Source organism: Streptomyces sp. NPDC096012, assembly GCF_040426375.1.
Taxonomy (GTDB): Bacteria; Actinomycetota; Actinomycetes; order Streptomycetales; family Streptomycetaceae; genus Streptomyces.
This window is the reverse complement of sequence record NZ_JBEOTD010000023.1, coordinates 104,175-124,641: the sequence shown is the minus strand read 5'-3', so window position 1 is coordinate 124,641 and position 20,467 is coordinate 104,175. Positions and strand designations below refer to the sequence as shown.

The 20,467-nt window shown below is 71.8% G+C and carries 18 protein-coding genes; 1 reads left to right on the top strand and 17 read right to left on the bottom strand.

Annotated features, from left to right (window positions below):
• Positions 1-107 precede the first annotated feature (107 nt).
• The 8 genes from pyrF to pyrR form a co-directional block, all read right to left on the bottom strand.
• Complete coding sequence (gene pyrF / locus ABVB68_RS22365) at positions 108-953, bottom strand: orotidine-5'-phosphate decarboxylase (protein ID WP_353602872.1); 846 nt, start codon at positions 951-953, stop codon at positions 108-110.
• A complete protein-coding gene (locus ABVB68_RS22360; protein WP_353602871.1) occupies positions 950-2,056 on the bottom strand; it encodes a quinone-dependent dihydroorotate dehydrogenase in 1,107 nt (368 codons plus the stop codon). Before ABVB68_RS22360 ends, pyrF begins: the two co-directional genes overlap by 4 nt.
• Positions 2,057-2,224: 168 nt before the next feature.
• Complete coding sequence (gene carB, locus ABVB68_RS22355; RefSeq protein WP_353602870.1) at positions 2,225-5,533, bottom strand: carbamoyl-phosphate synthase large subunit; 3,309 nt, start codon at positions 5,531-5,533, stop codon at positions 2,225-2,227.
• On the bottom strand, positions 5,526-6,680 hold the full coding sequence (gene carA, locus ABVB68_RS22350) for a glutamine-hydrolyzing carbamoyl-phosphate synthase small subunit (RefSeq protein ID WP_353602869.1): 1,155 nt from the start codon (positions 6,678-6,680) through the stop codon (positions 5,526-5,528). The genes carB and carA overlap by 8 nt, the downstream gene beginning before the upstream one ends.
• The gene (locus ABVB68_RS22345; RefSeq protein ID WP_353602868.1) at positions 6,677-7,237 is read right to left on the bottom strand and encodes a PH-like domain-containing protein; all 561 of its coding nucleotides are present in this window, start codon (positions 7,235-7,237) and stop codon (positions 6,677-6,679) included. The genes carA and ABVB68_RS22345 overlap by 4 nt, the downstream gene beginning before the upstream one ends.
• On the bottom strand, positions 7,234-8,520 hold the full coding sequence (locus ABVB68_RS22340) for a dihydroorotase (RefSeq protein ID WP_353602867.1): 1,287 nt from the start codon (positions 8,518-8,520) through the stop codon (positions 7,234-7,236). The genes ABVB68_RS22345 and ABVB68_RS22340 overlap by 4 nt, the downstream gene beginning before the upstream one ends.
• Before the next feature lie 5 nt (positions 8,521-8,525).
• The gene (locus tag ABVB68_RS22335) at positions 8,526-9,557 is read right to left on the bottom strand and encodes an aspartate carbamoyltransferase catalytic subunit (protein ID WP_353602866.1); all 1,032 of its coding nucleotides are present in this window, start codon (positions 9,555-9,557) and stop codon (positions 8,526-8,528) included.
• Between the two features lie 92 nt (positions 9,558-9,649).
• Positions 9,650-10,222: a bifunctional pyr operon transcriptional regulator/uracil phosphoribosyltransferase PyrR gene (gene pyrR / locus ABVB68_RS22330; RefSeq protein ID WP_353602865.1), complete on the bottom strand. Its 573-nt coding sequence runs from the start codon at positions 10,220-10,222 to the stop codon at positions 9,650-9,652.
• 252 nt (positions 10,223-10,474) lie between these two features.
• Between pyrR and bldD the strand changes: the two genes are divergently transcribed.
• Positions 10,475-10,978, top strand: coding sequence for a transcriptional regulator BldD (gene bldD, locus ABVB68_RS22325; protein WP_014671524.1), 504 nt, complete (start codon positions 10,475-10,477; stop codon positions 10,976-10,978).
• Between the two features lie 209 nt (positions 10,979-11,187).
• Here the strand turns inward: bldD and nusB are convergent, their stop codons facing one another.
• The 9 genes from nusB to mltG all read right to left on the bottom strand — a co-directional run bounded on the left by nusB (position 11,188) and on the right by mltG (position 20,409).
• Entirely contained in the window at positions 11,188-11,616 is a 429-nt protein-coding gene (nusB, locus tag ABVB68_RS22320) for a transcription antitermination factor NusB (protein ID WP_353602864.1), read from the bottom strand.
• 2 nt (positions 11,617-11,618) lie between these two features.
• Entirely contained in the window at positions 11,619-12,185 is a 567-nt protein-coding gene (gene efp / locus ABVB68_RS22315; protein WP_037742222.1) for an elongation factor P, read from the bottom strand.
• A 44-nt stretch (positions 12,186-12,229) separates the two neighbouring features.
• Positions 12,230-13,336: an aminopeptidase P family protein gene (locus ABVB68_RS22310; protein WP_353602863.1), complete on the bottom strand. Its 1,107-nt coding sequence runs from the start codon at positions 13,334-13,336 to the stop codon at positions 12,230-12,232.
• Positions 13,337-13,684: 348 nt separating this feature from the next.
• Positions 13,685-14,608, bottom strand: a complete 924-nt coding sequence (locus ABVB68_RS22305; RefSeq protein ID WP_353602862.1) for a Pro-rich N-terminal domain-containing protein — start codon at positions 14,606-14,608, stop codon at positions 13,685-13,687.
• Between the two features lie 345 nt (positions 14,609-14,953).
• On the bottom strand, positions 14,954-16,045 hold the full coding sequence (gene aroB, locus ABVB68_RS22300; RefSeq protein WP_353602861.1) for a 3-dehydroquinate synthase: 1,092 nt from the start codon (positions 16,043-16,045) through the stop codon (positions 14,954-14,956).
• Complete coding sequence (locus ABVB68_RS22295) at positions 16,042-16,524, bottom strand: shikimate kinase (RefSeq protein WP_353602879.1); 483 nt, start codon at positions 16,522-16,524, stop codon at positions 16,042-16,044. Before ABVB68_RS22295 ends, aroB begins: the two co-directional genes overlap by 4 nt.
• Positions 16,525-16,556: 32 nt before the next feature.
• Complete coding sequence (aroC, locus tag ABVB68_RS22290; RefSeq protein WP_353602860.1) at positions 16,557-17,741, bottom strand: chorismate synthase; 1,185 nt, start codon at positions 17,739-17,741, stop codon at positions 16,557-16,559.
• A 164-nt stretch (positions 17,742-17,905) separates the two neighbouring features.
• Positions 17,906-18,733 carry a shikimate dehydrogenase gene (locus tag ABVB68_RS22285; protein ID WP_353602859.1) on the bottom strand — a complete coding sequence of 276 codons (828 nt, stop codon included), beginning with the start codon at positions 18,731-18,733 and terminating at the stop codon, positions 17,906-17,908.
• Positions 18,730-20,409 (bottom strand): endolytic transglycosylase MltG, encoded by a 1,680-nt coding sequence (gene mltG, locus ABVB68_RS22280; protein WP_353602858.1) that lies wholly within the window; start codon positions 20,407-20,409, stop codon positions 18,730-18,732. The genes ABVB68_RS22285 and mltG overlap by 4 nt, the downstream gene beginning before the upstream one ends.
• Between the last annotated feature and the right edge of the window lie 58 nt (positions 20,410-20,467).

Sequence of the window (20,467 nt, the reverse complement as noted above, 5' to 3'; positions counted from 1 at the left end):
CCCACCCAGCTTAGTCACACAATTAAAAAAAATATGACCAATTTTTTTTGTATGAAAACCCCCTCGCCCCCCCGGCGCCCCCCGGGGCGGGGGGCCCCGCGGAGGTCTCAGGCGGCACCGACGGCGGTGCGGATCTCCGCCGCGAAGCGCTCGGTGGCCGTCCGCAGCGCCCCGACGTCGGGACCGTGACGCAGCACACCCCGGCTGACGTTCGGCACGACGTTGCGCACCGCCGATCCGAAGACCCTGGGGAGGTCGGCCGCCGTCGCGCCCTGCGCGCCGACACCGGGCGCGAGGAGCGGGCCGTTGATGTCGAGGCCGTAGGACGACAGGTCGCCGACCGTCGCGCCGACGACCGCACCGAAGGAGCCGAGCGGCTCCTCTCCGGCGTTCTCGGCGGCCAGGTGGGCCAGCATCGTCGCGCCCACGCTGCGGCCGTCCGCGCGGACCGCGTGCTGGACCTCGGGGCCCTCCGGGTTCGAGGTCAGGGCCAGCACGAACAGGCCGGCGCCGTTCTCCCGGGCCAGCGCCACCGCCGGGCTGAGCGAGCCGTAGCCGAGGTAGGGCGAGACGGTGAGGGCGTCGGAGAACAGCGGGGCGTCCTTGTGCAGGTACGCCTCGGCGTACCCGGCCATGGTCGAGCCGATGTCGCCGCGCTTGGCGTCCATCACGACCAGCGTGCCGGCCGCGCGCGCCTCCCGGACGGTCCGCTCCAGGACGGCGATGCCGCGAGAGCCGAACCGCTCGAAGAAGGCGCTCTGCGGCTTCATGACGGCGACCCGGTCCGCCACCGCCTCCACCACCGAGCGGCTGAACCGCTCCAGACCGGCGACGTCGTCGTCCAGTCCCCACTCGGCGAGCAGGGAGGCGTGCGGGTCGATGCCGACGCACAGCGGGCCGCGCTCGTCCATGGCCCGGCGCAGCCGGGCGCCGAAGGGCTCCGGAACAGTCATGCGGACTTCCTCACATCGGCGCCGACCGCGTCGGCGAGCGTGGCGTACGGGCTGGTGCGCAGGCGCGCGGCGAGGCCCTTGTGGATCGCGCGCGACCAGAAGGGCCCCTCGTAGACGAAGGCGCTGTAGCCCTGCACCAGCGTGGCACCGGCCAGGATGCGCTGCCAGGCGTCCTCGGCGGTCTCGACGCCGCCGACGCCCACCAGGGTGATCCGGTCGCCCACGCGCGCGTACAGGCGCCGCAGGACCTCCAGGGACCGCTCCCTGAGGGGCGCGCCGGACAGGCCCCCGGTCTCCTTCACGAGCGAGGGGCCGGACCGGAGCCCGAGGCCCTCGCGCGCGATGGTGGTGTTGGTGGCGATGATGCCGTCCAGACCCAGCTCCACGGCGAGGTCGGCCACGGCGTCCACGTCCTCGTCGGCGAGATCGGGGGCGATCTTCACCAGCAGCGGGACGTGCCGGTCCGCGACCGCGCGGTCGGCGGCCTCGCGCACGGCGCTCAGCAGCGGGCGGAGCGCCTCGGTGGCCTGCAGGTTGCGCAGGCCCGGCGTGTTCGGCGAGGAGACGTTCACGACCAGGTAGTCGGCGTAGGGCGCCAGCCGCCCGGCCGACTTCACGTAGTCGCCGACGGCCTCCGCCTCGGGGACGGCCTTGGTCTTGCCGATGTTGACGCCGACGACGGTCCTGAAGACCGGCTGCCGGGTCGCCAGACGCGCCGCCACCGCCAGCGAGCCGTCGTTGTTGAAGCCCATGCGGTTGATCAGCGCCCGGTCGGCGACGAGCCGGAAGAGCCGCTTCCCGGGGTTGCCGGGCTGCGGCTCCCCGGTCACCGTGCCGATCTCGACGTGGTCGAAGCCGAGCATCGACATCCCGTCGATGGCGACGGCGTTCTTGTCGAAGCCGGCGGCGAGCCCGAAGGGGCCGTGCATGCGCAGCCCGAAGGCCTCGGTGCGCAGCTCCTTGTGGCGGGGCGCGAGCACGGCCGCCACGAAGGTGCGCAGCACCGGGATCCGGACGGCGAGCCGGATCCAGCGGAAGGCGAGGTGGTGGGCCTTCTCGGGGTCCATCCGCCGGAAGACCGAGCGGAAGAAGAGCTGATACATCAGGTGTCCTCACACGGAGGGGGGACACCGTTTCCGGAGTCCCCCCTCATCGGCGGCTAAGGCCCGCGCCCCGAGAGGGGCGCGGGGGGTTTCGACATGCGGCTCCGCCGGGTGGACGCGGCCGGCCGCGAACGGCCCGCGGCGTCGACCCGGCCTCTGCGCGGAGCGCTAGTCGCGGGCCGCGGTCAGGTGCTGCGCGTGCTCCTGGAGCGAGCGGACCCCCACGTCACCGTGCTTGAGGGCGTCGATGCCCTGGACGGCCGCGGCCAGCGCCTGGACGGTCGTCAGGCAGGGCACGGAGCGCGCCACGGCGGCCGTACGGATGTCGTAGCCGTCGAGGCGGCCGCCGGTGCCGTACGGGGTGTTGACGATCAGGTCGACCTCGCCGTCGTGGATGAGCTGGACGATGGTCTTCTCGCCGTCCGGGCCGGTGCCCTCGGACTGCTTGCGCACGACCGTGGCGTTGATGCCGTTGCGCCTGAGGACCTCGGCGGTGCCGGAGGTGGCGAGCAGCTCGAAGCCGTGGGCGACCAGCTCGCGCGCCGGGAAGATCATCGAGCGCTTGTCCCGGTTGGCGACCGAGATGAACGCGCGGCCCTTGGTGGGCAGCGGGCCGTAGGCACCCGCCTGGGACTTGGCGTACGCCGTACCGAAGACGGAGTCGATGCCCATGACCTCGCCGGTGGAGCGCATCTCCGGGCCGAGCACGGTGTCGACGCCGCGGCCCTGGATGTCGCGGAACCGCGACCAGGGCATCACGGCCTCCTTGACGGAGATCGGCGCGTCCAGCGGCAGCTCGCCGCCGTCGCTGTTCTTCGGCAGCAGCCCCTCGGCGCGCAGCTCGGCGATGGTCGCGCCCAGCGAGATGCGGGCGGCGGCCTTCGCCAGCGGCACGGCGGTGGCCTTGGAGGTGAAGGGCACCGTGCGCGAGGCGCGCGGGTTGGCCTCCAGGACGTAGAGGATGTCGCCGGCCATCGCGAACTGGATGTTGATCAGGCCGCGTACGCCGACGCCCTTGGCGATGGCCTCGGTGGAGGCGCGCAGCCGCTTGATGTCGAAGCCGCCGAGGGTGATCGGGGGCAGGGCGCACGCCGAGTCGCCGGAGTGGATGCCGGCCTCCTCGATGTGCTCCATGACGCCGCCCAGGTACAGCTCCTCGCCGTCGTAGAGGGCGTCGACGTCGATCTCGATGGCGTCGTCCAGGAAGCGGTCGACGAGGACCGGCCGGGAGGGGCTGATCTCGGTCGACTCGGCGATGTAGGAGGCGAGGCGGGTCTCGTCGTAGACGATCTCCATGCCGCGTCCGCCGAGCACGTACGACGGCCGCACGAGGACCGGGTAGCCGATCTCGTCGGCGATGGCCTTGGCCTCGTCGAAGGTGGTGGCCGTGCCGTGCTTCGGGGCCGGCAGGCCGGCCTCCGCGAGGACGCGGCCGAAGGCGCCGCGGTCCTCGGCGGCGTGGATCGCCTCGGGGGGCGTGCCGACGACCGGCACGCCGTTGTCCTTCAGGGCCTGCGCCAGGCCGAGCGGGGTCTGGCCGCCCAGCTGGACGACCACGCCGGCGATCGGGCCGGCGAGGGACTCCGCGTGGACGATCTCCAGCACGTCCTCGAGCGTCAGCGGCTCGAAGTACAGGCGGTCGGAGGTGTCGTAGTCCGTGGAGACGGTCTCCGGGTTGCAGTTGACCATCACGGTCTCGTACCCGGCGTCGGACAGCGCGAAGGAGGCGTGGACGCAGGAGTAGTCGAACTCGATGCCCTGGCCGATGCGGTTCGGGCCGGAGCCCAGGATGATCACCGCGGGCTTCTCGCGGGAGGCGACCTCGCTCTCCTCGTCGTAGGAGGAGTAGAAGTACGGCGTCTTCGCGGCGAACTCGGCGGCGCAGGTGTCGACCGTCTTGTAGACCGGGCGGATGCCGAGCGCGTGCCGGACCTCGCGGACGACGTCCTCGCGCAGGCCGCGGATCTCGGCGATCTGCTGGTCGGAGAAGCCGTTTCGCTTGGCGTCGGCGAGCAGGTCGCCGGTCAGCTCGGGCGCGCCGGCCAGCTCGTCGGCGATCTCCTTGATGAGGAAGAGCTGGTCGACGAACCAGGGGTCGATCTTCGTGTACTCGAAGACCTCCTCGGGAGTGGCGCCCGCGCGGATGGCCTGCATGACGGTGTTGATCCGGCCGTCGGTGGGGCGCACGGCCTCGCGCAGCAGGGTGTCCTTGTCGCCCGGGTCGCCGACGAAGGTGAACTGGCTGCCCTTCTTCTCCAGGGAGCGCAGCGCCTTCTGGAAGGCCTCGGGGAAGTTGCGGCCGATGGCCATGGCCTCGCCGACCGACTTCATGGTGGTGGTCAGCGTGGAGTCGGCCTGCGGGAACTTCTCGAAGGCGAAGCGCGGGGCCTTGACGACCACGTAGTCGAGCGTGGGCTCGAAGGAGGCCGGGGTCTCCTGCGTGATGTCGTTCGGGATCTCGTCCAGCGTGTAGCCCACGGCCAGCTTGGCGGCGATCTTCGCGATCGGGAAGCCGGTCGCCTTGGAGGCGAGCGCCGAGGACCGCGACACGCGCGGGTTCATCTCGATGACGATCACCCGGCCGTCCTCGGGGTTCACCGCGAACTGGATGTTGCAGCCGCCGGTGTCGACGCCGACCTCGCGGATCACGGCGATGCCGATGTCCCGCAGGATCTGGTACTCGCGGTCGGTCAGCGTCATCGCGGGCGCGACGGTGATCGAGTCACCGGTGTGCACGCCCATCGGGTCGAAGTTCTCGATGGAGCAGACGACCACGACGTTGTCGTGGTTGTCGCGCATCAGCTCCAGCTCGTACTCCTTCCAGCCGAGGATGGACTCCTCCAGGAGCACCTCGGTGGTCGGGGAGAGCGTGAGGCCCTGGCCCGCGATGCGGCGCAGCTCGTCCTCGTCGTGGGCGAAGCCGGAGCCGGCGCCGCCCATGGTGAAGGACGGGCGGACGACGACCGGGTAGCCGCCGAGGGTCTCGACGCCCTGCAGGACGTCGTCCATGGAGTGGCAGATCACCGAGCGGGCGGACTCGCCGTGCCCGATCTTCGTGCGGACGGCCTCCACGACGCCCTTGAACAGCTCGCGGTCCTCGCCCTTGTGGATCGCCTCCGGCTTGGCGCCGATCAGCTCCACGCCGTACTTGGCCAGGACACCGTTCTCGTGCAGCGAGATGGCGGTGTTCAGGGCCGTCTGGCCGCCCAGGGTGGGCAGCAGGGTGTCGGGGCGCTCCTTGGCGATGATCTTCTCGACGAACTCGGGGGTGATCGGCTCGACGTAGGTGGCGTCGGCGATCTCCGGGTCGGTCATGATCGTCGCCGGGTTGGAGTTGACGAGGATCACGCGCAGGCCCTCGGCCTTGAGCACGCGGCACGCCTGGGTGCCGGAGTAGTCGAACTCGGCGGCCTGACCGATGACGATCGGGCCGGAGCCGATGACCAGGACGGACTGGATATCGGTGCGCTTAGGCACGCTGGCCCTCCATCAGGGATACGAAGCGGTCGAACAGGTAGGCGGCGTCGTGGGGGCCCGCTGCCGCTTCGGGGTGGTACTGGACGGAGAAGGCCGGCTGGTCGAGCAGCTGCAGCCCCTCCACGACGTCGTCGTTCAGGCAGACGTGGGAGACCTCGGCGCGGCCGAACTTCGTCTCGCTGACCTTGTCGAGCGGCGCGTCCACGGCGAAGCCGTGGTTGTGCGCGGTGACCTCGACCTTGCCGGTCGTGCGGTCCTGGACGGGCTGGTTGATGCCCCGGTGGCCGTACTTGAGCTTGTAGGTGCCGAAGCCGAGGGCGCGGCCGAGGATCTGGTTGCCGAAGCAGATGCCGAACAGGGGCGTCCTGCGCTCCAGGACGGCCTGCATCAGCGCCACCGGGCCGTCGGCGGTCGCCGGGTCGCCGGGGCCGTTGGAGAAGAACACGCCGTCCGGCTCGACGGCGTAGACCTCGTCGGCGGTGGCCGTGGCGGGCAGCACGTGCACCTCGATGCCGCGCTCGGCCATGCGGTGCGGGGTCATGCCCTTGATGCCGAGGTCGATGGCGGCGACCGTGAAGCGCTTCTCGCCGACCGCCGGGACGACGTACGCCTCCTTGGTCGCGACCTCCTCGTAGAGGCTCGCGCCCTTCATCTGCGGCTGGGCCTGCACCCGCTCCCGCAGCTCCGCCTCGGGGGCGACGGCCTCGCCGGAGAAGATCCCGGCGCGCATCGAGCCGCGCTCGCGCAGGTGGCGGGTGAGGGCCCGGGTGTCGATGCCGGAGATGCCCACCACGCCCTGCCGCTCCAGCTCGTCGTCCAGGGAGCGCTTGGCCCGCCAGTTGGACGGCACGCGCGCGGGGTCGCGCACGACGTACCCGGAGACCCAGATGCGGCCCGACTCGTCGTCCTCGTCGTTCCAGCCGGTGTTGCCGATCTGCGGGGCGGTGGCGACGACGATCTGACGGTCGTACGACGGGTCGGTCAGGGTTTCCTGGTAGCCGGTCATGCCGGTGGAGAACACGGCCTCGCCGAAGGTCTCCCCCACGGCCCCGTAGGCGCGGCCGCGGAAGCTGCGGCCGTCCTCCAGGACGAGTACGGCGGGAAGCACCGTGTTCCTCTGCGAGCTTCCCCTGGTGGAGGTCGTCATCGTGCGCCTTCCGTGTCGTTGATCATCTGGTTCAGGGTGTCGACCCATGCGGTGTGCTCGGCGGCGTGGTCGGAGCGGAAGCCGGAGTCGATCAGCTTGTCGCCGTGTGCCCAGGTCACCACGAGCAGGCCGCCCTCGGTGAGGACCTTGCCGGCGATGCCCTTGTCGAGCCGGGCCTCGCGCAGCGCGGCGGTGGGGACGAAGAAGTCGGTCGCTCCGGGGCGGTCGACCTCCAGACCCCGGTCCGTCAGGGTCAGCTCGACCCGGCTGCGGGTGCCCAGACCGTGGGCCACGATCCGGTCCAGCCACTGCCCGGCGGTGGTCGATCCGTGGTAGCGGCCGATCATGCTCAGTTTCACCGGGCCGGTCTCCTCCGGCGCGCCGGGAAGCGCGGGCAGGTCGCTCTGGAGGGTGCCGCGCCACTTCCAGCCCTCGCGCATCAGCCAGTAGACGAGCGCGATGAACAGGACGAGTCCGACGAGCCAGCCGATGCGGGCTCCCCAGTCGGTGACCTCGGCCGACTTCCTGGCCTCGGCCAGCAGGATTACAGGTGTCACGTGAGCTTCCCGTCGACGAGCGTGGCCTTGCCCCGCAGCCACGTGTGCGTCACACGGCCCGGCAGCGCGCGCCCCTCGTAGGGGGTGTTGCGGCTGCGCGAGGCGAAGCCCGCGGGGTCCACCTGGCCACGGTATGCCGTGTCGACGAGGGTGAGGTTGGCGGGCTCACCAGCCGAGACGGGACGGCCGTGCCCGGTGGCCTGTCCGATCTGCGCGGGTTTGAAGGACATGCGGTCGGCGACGCCGGCCCAGTCCAGCAGACCCGTCTCGACCATGGTCTCCTGTACCACCGACAGCGCGGTCTCCAGCCCGACCATGCCCATGGCGGCCGCGGCCCACTCGCAGTCCTTGTCCTCGTGCGGGTGCGGGGCGTGGTCGGTGGCGACGATGTCGATCGTGCCGTCGGCGAGCGCCTCGCGCAGGGCGTGCACGTCGCGCTCGGTGCGCAGCGGCGGGTTGACCTTGTAGACCGGGTTGTACGTGCGCACCAGCTCGTCGGTGAGCAGGAGGTGGTGCGGGGTGACCTCGGCGGTGACCTGGATGCCGCGGGACTTGGCCCACCGGACGATCTCGACGCTGCCCGCGGTCGACAGGTGGCAGATGTGCACCCGGGAGCCGACGTGCTCGGCGAGCAGCACGTCCCGCGCGATGACCGACTCCTCGGCGACGGCCGGCCAGCCGCCCAGGCCCAGCTCGGCGGAGACGACGCCCTCGTTCATCTGCGCGCCCTCGGTGAGCCGCGGCTCCTGGGCGTGCTGGGCGACGACGCCGCCGAAGGCCTTCACGTACTCCAGGGCGCGGCGCATGATCACGGCGTCGTCCACGCACTTGCCGTCGTCGGAGAAGACGGTGACCCCGGCGGCCGACTCGTGCATGGCGCCGAGCTCGGCGAGCTTCCGGCCCTCCAGGCCGACGGTGACGGCGCCGATGGGCCGCACGTCGCAGTAGCCGTGCTCCCGGCCGAGCCGCCAGACCTGCTCGACGACGCCGGCGGTGTCGGCCACGGGGAAGGTGTTGGCCATGGCGAACACGGCGGTGAAGCCGCCGCTGGCGGCCGCCCGCGTGCCGGTGAGCACGGTCTCGGAGTCCTCGCGGCCCGGCTCGCGCAGGTGGGTGTGCAGGTCGACCAGGCCCGGCAGCAGCACCTTGCCGGCGGCCTCGACCACTTCGGCGCCCTCGGCGCTCAGACCGGTGCCCACCTCGGCGACGCTCTCGCCGTCGATCAGCACGTCCTGCGGCTCGCCGCCGAGCACCTTCGCACCGCGGATCAGGATCTTGCTCATGGGTCTTACTTCTCCTCGGAACCGGAGGGGCGCGCGAAGCGCTCGTCGGAAGGGTGGCGGTGGGAGACGGGTGGGCGGGCGTGGGTGAGGGCGGGTTCGTTGCCCCCGAGCAGCAGGTACAGGACGGCCATCCGGATGGAGACGCCGTTGGAGACCTGTTCGACGGCCGTGCAGCGGTCGGAGTCGGCGACCTCGGCGGTGATCTCCATGCCGCGGACCATCGGGCCGGGGTGCATCACGATGGCGTGCCCGGGGAGCTTGGCCATGCGGTCGCCGTCCAGGCCGTAGCGCCGCGAGTACTCGCGCTCGGTCGGGAAGAAGGCGGCGTTCATGCGCTCGCGCTGGACCCGGAGCATCATCACGGCGTCGCACTTGGGCAGTGTGCTGTCGAGGTCGTACGACACCTCGCACGGCCAGCTCTCGACGCCGACCGGCACCAGGGTGGGCGGGGCGACCAGGGTGACCTCGGCGCCCAGGGTGTGCAGCAGGTCCACGTTGGAGCGGGCGACCCGGCTGTGCAGGACGTCGCCGACGACGGTGATCCGCCTGCCGGACAGGTCCTGGCCGAGGCCGGCGTCCCGGCCGATCAGCCGGCGGCGCATGGTGAAGGCGTCCAGCAGGGCCTGGGTTGGATGTTGGTGGGTGCCGTCGCCGGCGTTGATGACGGCGGCGTCGATCCAGCCGGAGTTGGCCAGGCGGTACGGGGCTCCGGAGGCGCCGTGCCGGATCACCACGGCGTCGACGCCCATGGCCTCCAGGGTCTGGGCGGTGTCCTTCAGGGACTCGCCCTTGGACACGCTGGAGCCCTTGGCGGTGAAGTTGATGACGTCCGCGGACAGCCGCTTCTCGGCGGCCTCGAAGGAGATCCGGGTGCGGGTGGAGTCCTCGAAGAAGAGGTTGACGATCGTGCGGCCGCGCAGGGTCGGCAGCTTCTTGATCGGCCGGTCGGCGACCCGGGCCATCTCCTCCGCGGTGTCGAGGATCAGGACGGCGTCGTCGCGGGTGAGGTCGGCGGCCGAGATGAGATGACGCTGCATCTTTCAGGCTCCGTAAGGCAGTTCATTCGGGAGGTTGAGGGCAAACCGGAGCGCGTGCAGGCACGCCGAAGCGGCCGTACGCGCCTGACTTGCTACTGGCCGGCCGGCTTCGCACCGAGCAGCACGGTGTCGCGACCGTCCTCCTCGGCGAGCTGGACCTTGACCGTCTCCCGCAGCGACGTGGGGAGGTTCTTGCCGACGTAGTCGGCGCGGATGGGCAGTTCGCGGTGACCACGGTCGACCAGGACGGCGAGCTGCACCGCGCGCGGGCGCCCGATGTCGTTCAGGGCGTCGAGGGCGGCGCGGATGGTGCGGCCGGAGAAGAGCACGTCGTCGACGAGGACGACCAGTCTGCCGTCGATGCCGTCACCGGGGATCTCCGTGCGGGCCAGCGCACGCGGCGGGTGCATGCGCAGGTCGTCGCGGTACATGGTGATGTCGAGCGAGCCGACGGGGACCTTGCGGTCGGTGATCTGCTCCAGCTTGGCGGCGAGCCGCTGGGCGAGGAAGACGCCCCGGGTCGGAATGCCGAGGAGCACCACGTCGTCGGCGCCCTTGGCGCGCTCCACGATCTCGTGGGCGATACGGGTCAGCATGCGTGCGATGTCGGGGCCCTCGAGAACGGGCCGCGCATCGGTCGCCTGCGGGTTCGCGTGCGTGTCCATATGAAACGGACCTCCTTCTCCGCCTCACGGGACGGACCTTAAAGGACGTCGGATTTGCGCCATCCACGGTAGCAGGTCGCCGAGTGGCCCCGGTTCACCCCCTTGGCCCAATGCGCTGCCACTAGCACGGAAGAGTCGGTGTGGACCATTCGGCTTGACGCATGAGAGTCACGCTGCGTAACCTCACAGTGAGTTACCAGCCGCGCGGCGGGAAGACAGTCCAGCCGCGTCGACACAGTGCCGGGGAGCCATATGTCCAGCGAATACGCCAAACAGCTCGGGGCCAAGCTCCGGGCCATCCGCACCCAGCAGGGCCTTTCCCTCCACGGTGTCGAGGAGAAGTCCCAGGGGCGCTGGAAGGCCGTGGTGGTCGGTTCGTATGAGCGCGGTGACCGTGCCGTGACCGTGCAGCGCCTTGCCGAGCTGGCCGATTTCTATGGCGTTCCCGTGCAGGAGCTGCTGCCGGGCACCACGCCGGGCGGCGCCGCCGAGCCGCCGCCGAAGCTGGTCCTGGACCTGGAGCGGCTGGCCACCGTGCCGGCCGAGAAGGCGGGCCCCCTGCAGCGCTACGCGGCGACGATCCAGTCCCAGCGCGGTGACTACAACGGCAAGGTGCTGTCGATCCGCCAGGACGACCTGCGCACGCTCGCCGTCATCTACGACCAGTCCCCCTCGGTCCTCACCGAGCAGCTGATCAGCTGGGGCGTCCTGGACGCGGACGCGCGCCGCGCCGTGGCCACCCACGAAGAGGCCTGATCCGCCCGAAGACCCAGCAGAAACGTGCCGCCGGGGCGGCCGGACCGTACGGTTCCGGCCGCCCCGGCGGTTCTTGCGACGGGTCCCGCCGCGCCTGTCGACGCGGGCGGGCGCACACGCCGAAGGGGCGCGGGGAACTGCGTGAGCGGCCACGGACGACCCTCAGCCGCCGTGCCACCGCAGTCCCACGGCGCCCCTCGTTCGGCGGGCTAGGCCCGCCGCAGCGTCGGCTTGAGCTCCTTCAGCCGGCCCAGCAGACCGTTGACGAACGAGGGCGACTCGTCGGTCGAGAACTCCTTCGCCAGCTGCACCATCTCGTCCAGGACGACGGCGTCCGGGGTCTCGTCGACCCAGATCAGCTCGTACGCGCCCAGCCGCAGGATGTTGCGGTCCACGACCGGCATCCGGTCGAGCGTCCAGCCCACCGCGTACTGCGCGATCAGCTCCTCGATGCGGTTGGCGTGCTCCGCGTAGCCCTCGACGAGCTGCATCGTGTACTCGCTGACCGGCGGCTGCCGCGAGTCGGACCGGGAGAGCCGGATCCAGTCCGCGAGGACCGTCAGGACGTCGGCGTCGCGCTGGTCGCCCTCGAAGAGGATCTGGAAGGCGCGCTTGCGGGCCGTGTTGCGGGCAGCCACGGTTAGCTGTTCACCCGGCCGAGGTAGTCGCTGGTGCGGGTGTCGACCTTGATCTTCTCACCGGTCGTGATGAAGAGCGGGACCTGGATCTGGTGGCCGGTCTCCAGGGTGGCGGGCTTGGTGCCACCGGTGGAGCGGTCGCCCTGGACGCCCGGCTCGGTCTCCTGGACGACGAGCTCGACGGCGGCGGGCAGCTCGACGAAGAGCACCTCGCCCTCGTGCTGCGCCACGGTGGCCGTGAAGCCCTCGATCAGGAAGTTGGCGGCGTCGCCGACGGCCTTGCGGTCGACCATCAGCTGGTCGTACGTCTCCATGTCCATGAAGACGAAGTACTCGCCGTCCATGTACGAGAACTGCATGTCGCGCTTGTCGACAGTGGCCGTCTCGACCTTGACACCGGCGTTGAAGGTCTTGTCGACCACCTTGCCGGAGAGCACGTTCTTGAGCTTGGTGCGCACGAAGGCGGGGCCCTTGCCGGGCTTGACGTGCTGGAACTCGACGACGGACCAGAGCTGGCCGCCTTCGAGCTTGAGCACCAGGCCGTTCTTGAGGTCGTTCGTGGAAGCCACGGTTGCGGAATCTCCTGGACTGACGTACGACCCCGGGTCACGCGCTACAGCGCGAGCAGCTCCTTGGTCGTGATGGTGAGTAGCTCGGGTCCGCCGTCCGCCTCGGGGCGCACGACGAGCGTGTCATCGATCCGGACACCGCCCCGGCCCGGGAGGTGGACCCCCGGTTCGACGGTGACCGGCACGCAAGCGTCCAGTTTACCCATGGCTGCGGGGGCCAGCTGCGGGTCCTCGTCGATTTCGAGTCCGACACCGTGTCCGGTCAGCGGTGAGAGGGCTTCCGCATAGCCCGCCGAGTCCAGGACCTGCCGTGCCGCACGGTCGACGTCGCAGTAGCTGGCCCCGGGCGCGAGGGATTCGCGTCCGGCGCGCTGGGCGGCGAAGACGAGGTCGTACAGCTCGATCTGCCAGTCGGCGGGCGAGGTGCCGATGACGAAGGTGCGGCCGATCTCGCAGCGGTATCCGCGGTAGGTGGCGCCGAGGCACACGGAGAGGAAGTCGCCCTCCTCCACGCGCCGGTCGGTGGGGCGGTGGCCGCGCCGCCCGGAGTGCGGCCCGGTGGCCACGGAGGTGGCGAAGGCGGGCCCGTCGGCGCCGTGGTCGACCAGGCGCCGCTCCAGCTCCAGTGCCAGGTGCCGTTCGGTGCGCCCGACCAGGATGGACTCCAGCAGCTCGCCGAGGGCCTGGTCGGCGATCTCCGCGCCGATGCGCAGGCAGGAGATCTCCTCCTCGTCCTTGACGACCCTGAGCTGCTCCACGGCGGCGCCGAGATCGGCGAGGCGGAGTCCGGGGGCGGCCGAGGCGAGGGCGCGATGGCGGGCCACGGTGAGGTGGTGCTCCTCCACCGCCAGGGAATCGGCGCCCTGGGACACGGCGAGGCCGGCCGCGACGGCCGAGGGGTCGCCGTCGGGCGCGGGCAGGATGTGCAGCCGCAGGTTCTCGTCGGGCCGGCCTTCGTGGGGGCGGTCCTCGGGCGGCCCGAGGCAGACGAGCAGGTCCTCGCCTCTGCCGAGGAGCAGGACGGAGCCCTGCGGGGCGGCGGCGGCGAGGTAGCGCACATTGGCGGGGCGGGTGACGAGCGCTGCCGCGGCACCGGTCGCGTTGAAGTGTTCCCTCAGCCGGGATCGGCGGTTCGCGTACACCTCTGACATGAGACGAGCGTAGGAGTTTCGAGCGATTTGTGCCGGTTGGCAGGGGCCGAGTGGGGTCCGCGGGGAGTGGCTCGGTGGTGTTCCGGACGCCGCCGAGCGGGGAGCGCCGGGTCCGTTCCCCCGGTGTGGCCCGCGGGATCGACCGGCCAGTTCCCCCTTGCGCGGGCTCGCCCCACCGGGCACCCGCTCCCCTGTCGACCGGCCGCCCCGCTCACCGTCCGACCTGCCGGCCCACTCACCCACCGACCTGCCACCTGCCGACCCGCTCACCCACCGACCTACCGCCTGCCGGCCCGCTCACCCGCCGACCTACCGCCTGCCGGCCCGCTCACCCGCCTGCCGGCCCGCTCACCAGCTCGGCGGGCTCGCTATCGCCCTGGCCAGGACCTCGTCGAGGACGCGCGCCGTCGCCGGGACATCGAGCTGGGAGTTGTCGATGATGGGCAGCCCGGAGCCGTACCAGCCGGCCATGCGGCCGTGGATGCGGGCCACCTCCTCGTCGGTGAGGCGGCGGTTGCCGGTGCGTTCGGCGTTGCGCTCCAGGACGACGTCCAGGCCCGGGAGCAGGACGACCGGGAGCAGACCGGGGCCCACATGGCGCTTCCAGCCGCCGAGGCCCACGACCGGGCGGTCCGGGAAGACGGCGTCGTCGAGGATGCAGGAGATGCCGTTCGCCAGGAAGTTCCGGGCGGCGAAGCCGCAGGTGCGGCGGGCGAGGCGGTACTGGGCCTCGGAGCTGTCGTTCCAGCCGGACTGGGGGTCGGCGAAGCCCGAGCGGACCCACTCGCGGACGTCGTCCAGGCTGATGTGGGCCGTGGGCACGCGCCGGTGGTCCGCCCAGTACTTGGCGACGCTCGTCTTGCCCGCCCCCGCCGGACCGATCAGCAGGACCGCCAGCGTGGTGGACGTCGGGTCGGGGACCGCGGCCACGGCGGGCGGTGCCATCGGGACTCCGACGGGACCGCCGGGTGGCAGCGCCACGTGACCGGTGCTATCGGGGGCCGGCTGGACGGGGGCGTGCTGCGCGGCCGGCGGCTGCGGGGGTCCCGGCGGCACGGCACCGGGCGGGGCCGGGAAGCCCGGCGCGGCGGGTGGCGGGGGGACGGGGGCAGGGCCCTGGGCGGCTCCCGGGTGGGGGCCCGCACGGTGCCCGGCCGGGCCGGCGGCTCCCGGAGGCGGACCCGGGTGGTGTCCGGCCGGCGCCCAGCCGGGCTGCGGTCCCTGCCCCGGCCGGTGGGGCGGCGGCAGCGGCGAACCCACTGCGTGCTGCATCCGTTGCCACTCCGTCTCGTCTGTTCGGCTCGTCCGCCTCGGGGCGCCTGAGTCGGTGCCGACAGCCGGGTGGCGCTCGGCCCTTCGGTCCCGTGCCGTGCTCCCTCCCGGCTCCGCCGGGGCGAGGGCACCCCATGGTCTGTCGTCTCCGACCCGCCCCTCCGGCTCACTCGCGGCAGGCAGTTGGCACCGGGAGCAGGGCTGGGCCCCGCTCCCTACCGAACGGTACCGTCCCCGGCCGTCGTTTGGTGAAACGGCCGGGGGCGGCCCGAAGTGCCCGTTCCGCTCGGCGAATTCGACAGTGCGGAAACAGTGCGGAAGCGGACGTACGGAGCGGTGCGGGAGCTACTGGCCCACTTCTCCGTAGGCGGCCAGGAGGACGGCCGGGTCCGGGCCCTCCAGCACGGTCGGCTTGGCCAGGCCGTCGAGGACGATGAAGCGCAGCAGGTCGCCGCGGGACTTCTTGTCGACCCTCATGGCCTCCAGCAGCTTGGGCCACTGGTCGTGCCGGTAGTGCAGCGGCAGGCCCACGGACTCCAGGACCGTCCGGTGCCGGTCCGCGGTCGCGTCGTCCAACCGGCCCGCCAGACGGCCCAGTTCGGCGGCGAAGTGCATGCCGACCGCGACGGCAGCGCCGTGCCGCCACTTGTAGCGCTCGTTCTTCTCGATCGCATGGCCCAGCGTGTGGCCGTAGTTGAGGATCTCCCGCAGACCGGACTCCTTCAGATCCGAGGAGACGACCTCGGCCTTCACCCGGATCGACCGCTCGATCAGCTCGGCGGTGTGCGGACCCGCCGGGGTCCGGGCCGCCTCGGGGTCGGACTCGATGAGGTCCAGGATCGCCGGGTCGGCGATGAAGCCGGCCTTGATGACCTCGGCCAGCCCGGAGACGTAGTCGTTGACCGGCAGGGAGTCCAGCGCCGCCAGGTCGCACAGGACACCGGCCGGCGGGTGGAAGGCGCCCACCAGGTTCTTGCCCTCCGCGGTGTTGATGCCGGTCTTGCCGCCGACCGCCGCGTCCACCATGGCGAGCACGGTGGTCGGGACGGCGATCCAGCGCACACCGCGCAGCCAGGTCGCGGCGACGAAACCGGCCAGGTCCGTGCTCGCCCCGCCGCCGACGCCGACGACGACGTCGGTGCGGGTGAAGCCGGACTGCCCGAGCGCCTTCCAGCAGTAGGCGGCGACCTCGGCGGTCTTGGCCTCCTCCGCGTTCGGCACCTGGATCGCCACCGCTTCGTAGCCCTGCTCGGCGAGATCGGCGCGCAGGGCGTCGCCGGTCTCCGCGAGGGCCTCGGGGTGGATCACGGCGACCCGCTTGGCCCTCGGCCCGATCAGCCCGGGCAGCTCGCCCAGGAGCTGCCGGCCGACGAGCACCTCGTACGGGTCGGTGCCCGCGGTGCCGGCGACCTGGATCCGGGTGACTGCCTCGCTCATGCTTCCTTCAACTCCAGTGCGTCCAGGGCTGCTCGGGTGACCTCTTCGGGGGTGCGCCCGTCGGTCGGTACGACGGCGGAGGCGACCTCTTCGTACAGGTGGCGCCGGGCCTCCATCAGCTCGCGCCACTGCTTGCGCGGGTTGACCGCGAGCAGCGGGCGGGCCACGTTCAGGCCGGTGCGCCTGACGGCCTCCTCGACGTCCATGGAGAGGTAGACCACCGGGTGCCCGGCGAGCAGCGCACGGGTGTCCGCGTCGAGGATCGCGCCGCCGCCGAGGGCGAGGACGCCCTCGTGCTCGGCGAGCGCGGTGCGCACCGCGCGCTTCTCGATCGCCCGGAAGGCGGGCTCGCCCTCGTCCACGAAGATGTCGGCGATGGCGCGGCCCTCGACGGCGACGATGTCCTCGTCGGTGTCCCGGAAGCCGGTGCCGAGCCGCTCGGCCAGCAGCCGGCCGACGGTGGACTTGCCCACGCCCATCGGGCCGACGAGTACGACCGCAGGCACGGCGGTCACCGGATCCGGAGGTTGTCGAGGTAGGACCGCACGTTCCGGCGGGTCTCGGGTACCGAGTCGCCGCCGAACTTCTCCGCGACCGCGTCCGCCAGCACGAGCGCGACCATGGCCTCGGCGACGATGCCGGCGGCCGGGACCGCGCAGACGTCCGAGCGCTGGTGGTGGGCCTGGGCCTCCTCGCCGGTGGAGACGTCCACGGTCCTAAGTGCCCGCGGCACGGTCGCGATCGGCTTCATCGCGGCCCGGACCCGCAGCAGCTCGCCCGTGGTCAGGCCGCCCTCGGTGCCGCCGGAACGGCCGGTGGCCCGCTTGATGCCGTCGGGGGTGGTCAGGATCTCGTCGTGCGCCTTCGAGCCCGGCACCCGGGCCAGCTCGAAGCCGTCGCCGACCTCCACGCCCTTGATGGCCTGGATGCCCATCAGGGCGGCGGCCAGCCGGGCGTCCAGGCGGCGGTCCCAGTGCACGTGCGAGCCCAGGCCGACCGGTACGCCGTAGGCCAGGACCTCCACCACGCCACCCAGGGTGTCGCCGTCCTTGTGGGCCTGGTCGATCTCGGCGACCATCGCCTTCGACGCGTCCTGGTCCAGGCAGCGCACCGGGTCCGCGTCGAGCTTGTCGACGTCGGCCGGGGTGGGGTGGACGCCGTAGGGCGCCTTGGCCGCGGCCAGTTCCACGACGTGGGAGACGATCTCGATGCCGGCCGTCTCCTTCAGGTAGGAGCGGGCGACGGCGCCGAGGGCCACGCGGGCCGCGGTCTCCCGTGCGGAGGCGCGCTCCAGGATCGGGCGGGCCTCGTCGAAGCCGTACTTCTGCATGCCCGCGAGGTCGGCGTGACCGGGGCGCGGCCGGGTCAGCGGGGCGTTGCGGGCGAGACCGGCCAGCACCTCGGGGTCGACCGGGTCGCCCGCCATGACCTGCTCCCACTTGGGCCACTCGGTGTTGCCCACCATGATGGCGATCGGGGAGCCGAGGGTGAGTCCGTGGCGCACACCACCCAGGAACGTGACCTCGTCGCGCTCGAACTTCATGCGCGCACCACGGCCGTATCCGAGCCGTCGCCGTGCCAGGTGGTCCGCCACCATCTCCGTGGTGATCGGCACGCCGGCGGGAAGGCCCTCCAGCGTCGCGACCAGTGCCGGACCATGGGACTCCCCCGCGGTCAGCCAACGCAGCCTGCTCAACGGTGCTCCTCCGTGTTCGCGCCCGGTACTGCCCCGTGTACGCGCGACCCGCGTACGGCGACGGCGCGACCGGGTGCGCGACCCCGGTACGCCACCTCCGATCCTCCCACGTCCGGTGCGGGTGTCCGGCCGCCGGTCCAGCAGACGGACGGGGCGGCGGCGGTTCAGCGGGCGGCGAGTGCCTGCTCGCCCGCGTGGCGCATGGCCTCCAGCGGGGCCGGGGAGCGGCCGGTGAACCGCTCGACCTGCAGGACGGCCTGGTGGACCAGCAGGTCCAGGCCGCTGACCACGGCGCCGCCGAACATGGACCAGCGGGCGGCCAGCTCGGTGGGCCAGGGGTCGTACAGCACGTCGAAGAGGGTGGCGGGGCGTTCGGGTACGGCGGCGGCGAGGGCGTCGGACGCACCGGCCGGCGTGGTGGCGACGACCAGCGGGGCGCGCAGGGCCTCGGCCGCGTGGGACCAGTCGGCCGTGCGCACGTCGACGTCCAGGCGCTCGCCCCATTCGCGCATCTCGGCGGCGCGAGCCTCGCTGCGGACGTAGGCGACGACCTCGCCGGTGCAGATCCGCGCCAGTGCGGCGAGCGCGGAGGAGGCGGTGGCGCCGGCGCCGAGGATCGCCGCGGAGTCGACCTCCTCGATGCCGTGCTCGCGCAGGGCGGCCACCATGCCCGGGATGTCGGTGTTGTCGCCGGACCGGCGGCCGTCCTCGCCCAGGACGACCGTGTTGACCGCCTCGACGGAGGCGGCCGTGTCGCTGATCTCGTCCAGCAGCGGGATGACGGCCCGCTTCAGCGGCATGGTCAGCGACAGCCCTCCCCACTCCGGCCCGAGCCCGTCGAGGAACGCGGGCAGTGCGGCCTCGTCGACCTCGAAGCGGTCGTACGTCCAGCCGGTGAGCCCGAGCTCGCCGTAGGCGGCCCGGTGCAGCACCGGGGAGAGGGAGTGGGCGATGGGCGAACCGAGCACGGCGGCCCGGTGTGTCACGGTCATCGGTTCTTTTTCCTCGACGCGTTCCAGTCCTCGACCAGCTTCTCGTGTTCCTCGAGCGTCTTGGTGAACTTGCTGGTCTTGCCGTCCATCGAGATGAAGTAGTACCAGCCGTCGTGGGACGGGTCGAGCGCGCCCCTGAGCGCCTCCTCGCCGGGGTTGTCGATGGGGCCCGGCGGCAGGCCCTTGGAGAAGTAGGTGTTGTACGGGTTGTCGTACCTGCGCAGTTCGCCGATGCTCAGGTCGATCTTGCTCTGGTTCTTCACGTAGTTGTACGTGGAGTCGAACTCCAGCCGCCCGTAGGTCTGCGGGTTGTCCGGCTCGAGGCGGTTGTAGACGACCTCGGCCATCTTGCGGAAGTCGTCGTGGCTCGTGCCCTCGGCCTGCGCCAGGCTCGCCACGGTGAGCAGCTGCCAGGGCCCGTCGAGACCGAGCGCCCTGGCCTTCTTCTCCACGCCCAGTTCCTGGTACTTGGCGGTGGCCTGGGACACCATGTCCTTCAGGACGGCTTCGGGCTTCTGTCCCTTGGTGACGGCATAGCTGGAGGGGTAGAGGAATCCTTCCAGCGGGTCCTTCAGGCTCGCGTGGTTCATCGCCCAGGCGGGCAGGCCCAGGTGCCTGTACTCCTTCTTGGCGGTACGGGCCGTGGTGCCCGCCGCCACGCCGAGGCGCTTGTCGATCAGGGCGTAGACCGCCGTGTTGCGCAGCCCCTCGGCGATGATCAGGTTGCTGCGGCTCTTCGGGCTGAGCATCAGTTCCACCGCGCTCGCGGCGGACATCTCCTTCTCCAGGGTGTAGACGCCGTCCTGGAGGGACTTTCCGTCGGGGTTCGCCTGCAGCGCGGAGACGAACGCCGCCGCGCTCTCCACGACGCCCGACTCCTTCAGCTTCTGGCCGATCGCCCAGCCGCCGGCACCCTTGGGGATCTCGACCGTCACCTGCTCGCCGTTGCCGCTGCCCGCGTAGTCCGCGGCCGCGCCGAAACGATTTTGGTAGAACTTGTAGCCGAAATATCCGACTCCGCCGAGGCCGCCGCCGAAGACGAGCACGACCACCATGCAGGCGCAGCCGGTGCGGCCCTTCTTCGCCTTGACGGGCTTGCGGCCCTTGCCGCGCCGTTCGCGCCGGCTCTGGAGCTCGTGCTCCTCGCCGTCCGGGTCGTCACCGCCTCCCGCGAAGAAGGCGTGCTCCTCCTCGTCGGCCGCGGGTTCCGTCTGCGGTTCCGGATCGGGACGCCTGCGGCCGGGCGGCTGCGGGGGCGGGTAGGCGTCCTCGGTGCCGTAGAGGTCCGGCTGCTGACCGCCGTAGGCCACGGGCTGCTGGTTGTGGGGATCACCCGGATCGGCGGCGTAGGGCACGTGGCCGTAGCCGCCGGCCGCGCCCCACTCGCCCTGGTGGACGTGCTGCTGGCCGTGACCGGCGAACTGCTGCTCGTACGGCGGGTGCCCCTGTCCCTCGTAGTACGGGTGCTGCTGTCCGTCGTATCCGGGCTGCTGCGGCTGGTTCCAGTCACCGTACTGCGGCTGCTGCGGCTGCTGCGGGTACTGCTGCTGCGGCTGGCCGCCGTAGGCAGACTGCTGGGCGACGTGCGCCTGCTGCCCTTCCCATCCGCCGTCCCCGTACAACGGGTCCTGCGGATGCCACGGTTCGGAGCCCGGGCTCCCGCCATACTCAGTCATCGATCCCCTAGAGCCGCGAAGCCGACGGGTCACCCGGCCGGCGGGCCGGCTTCCCTTC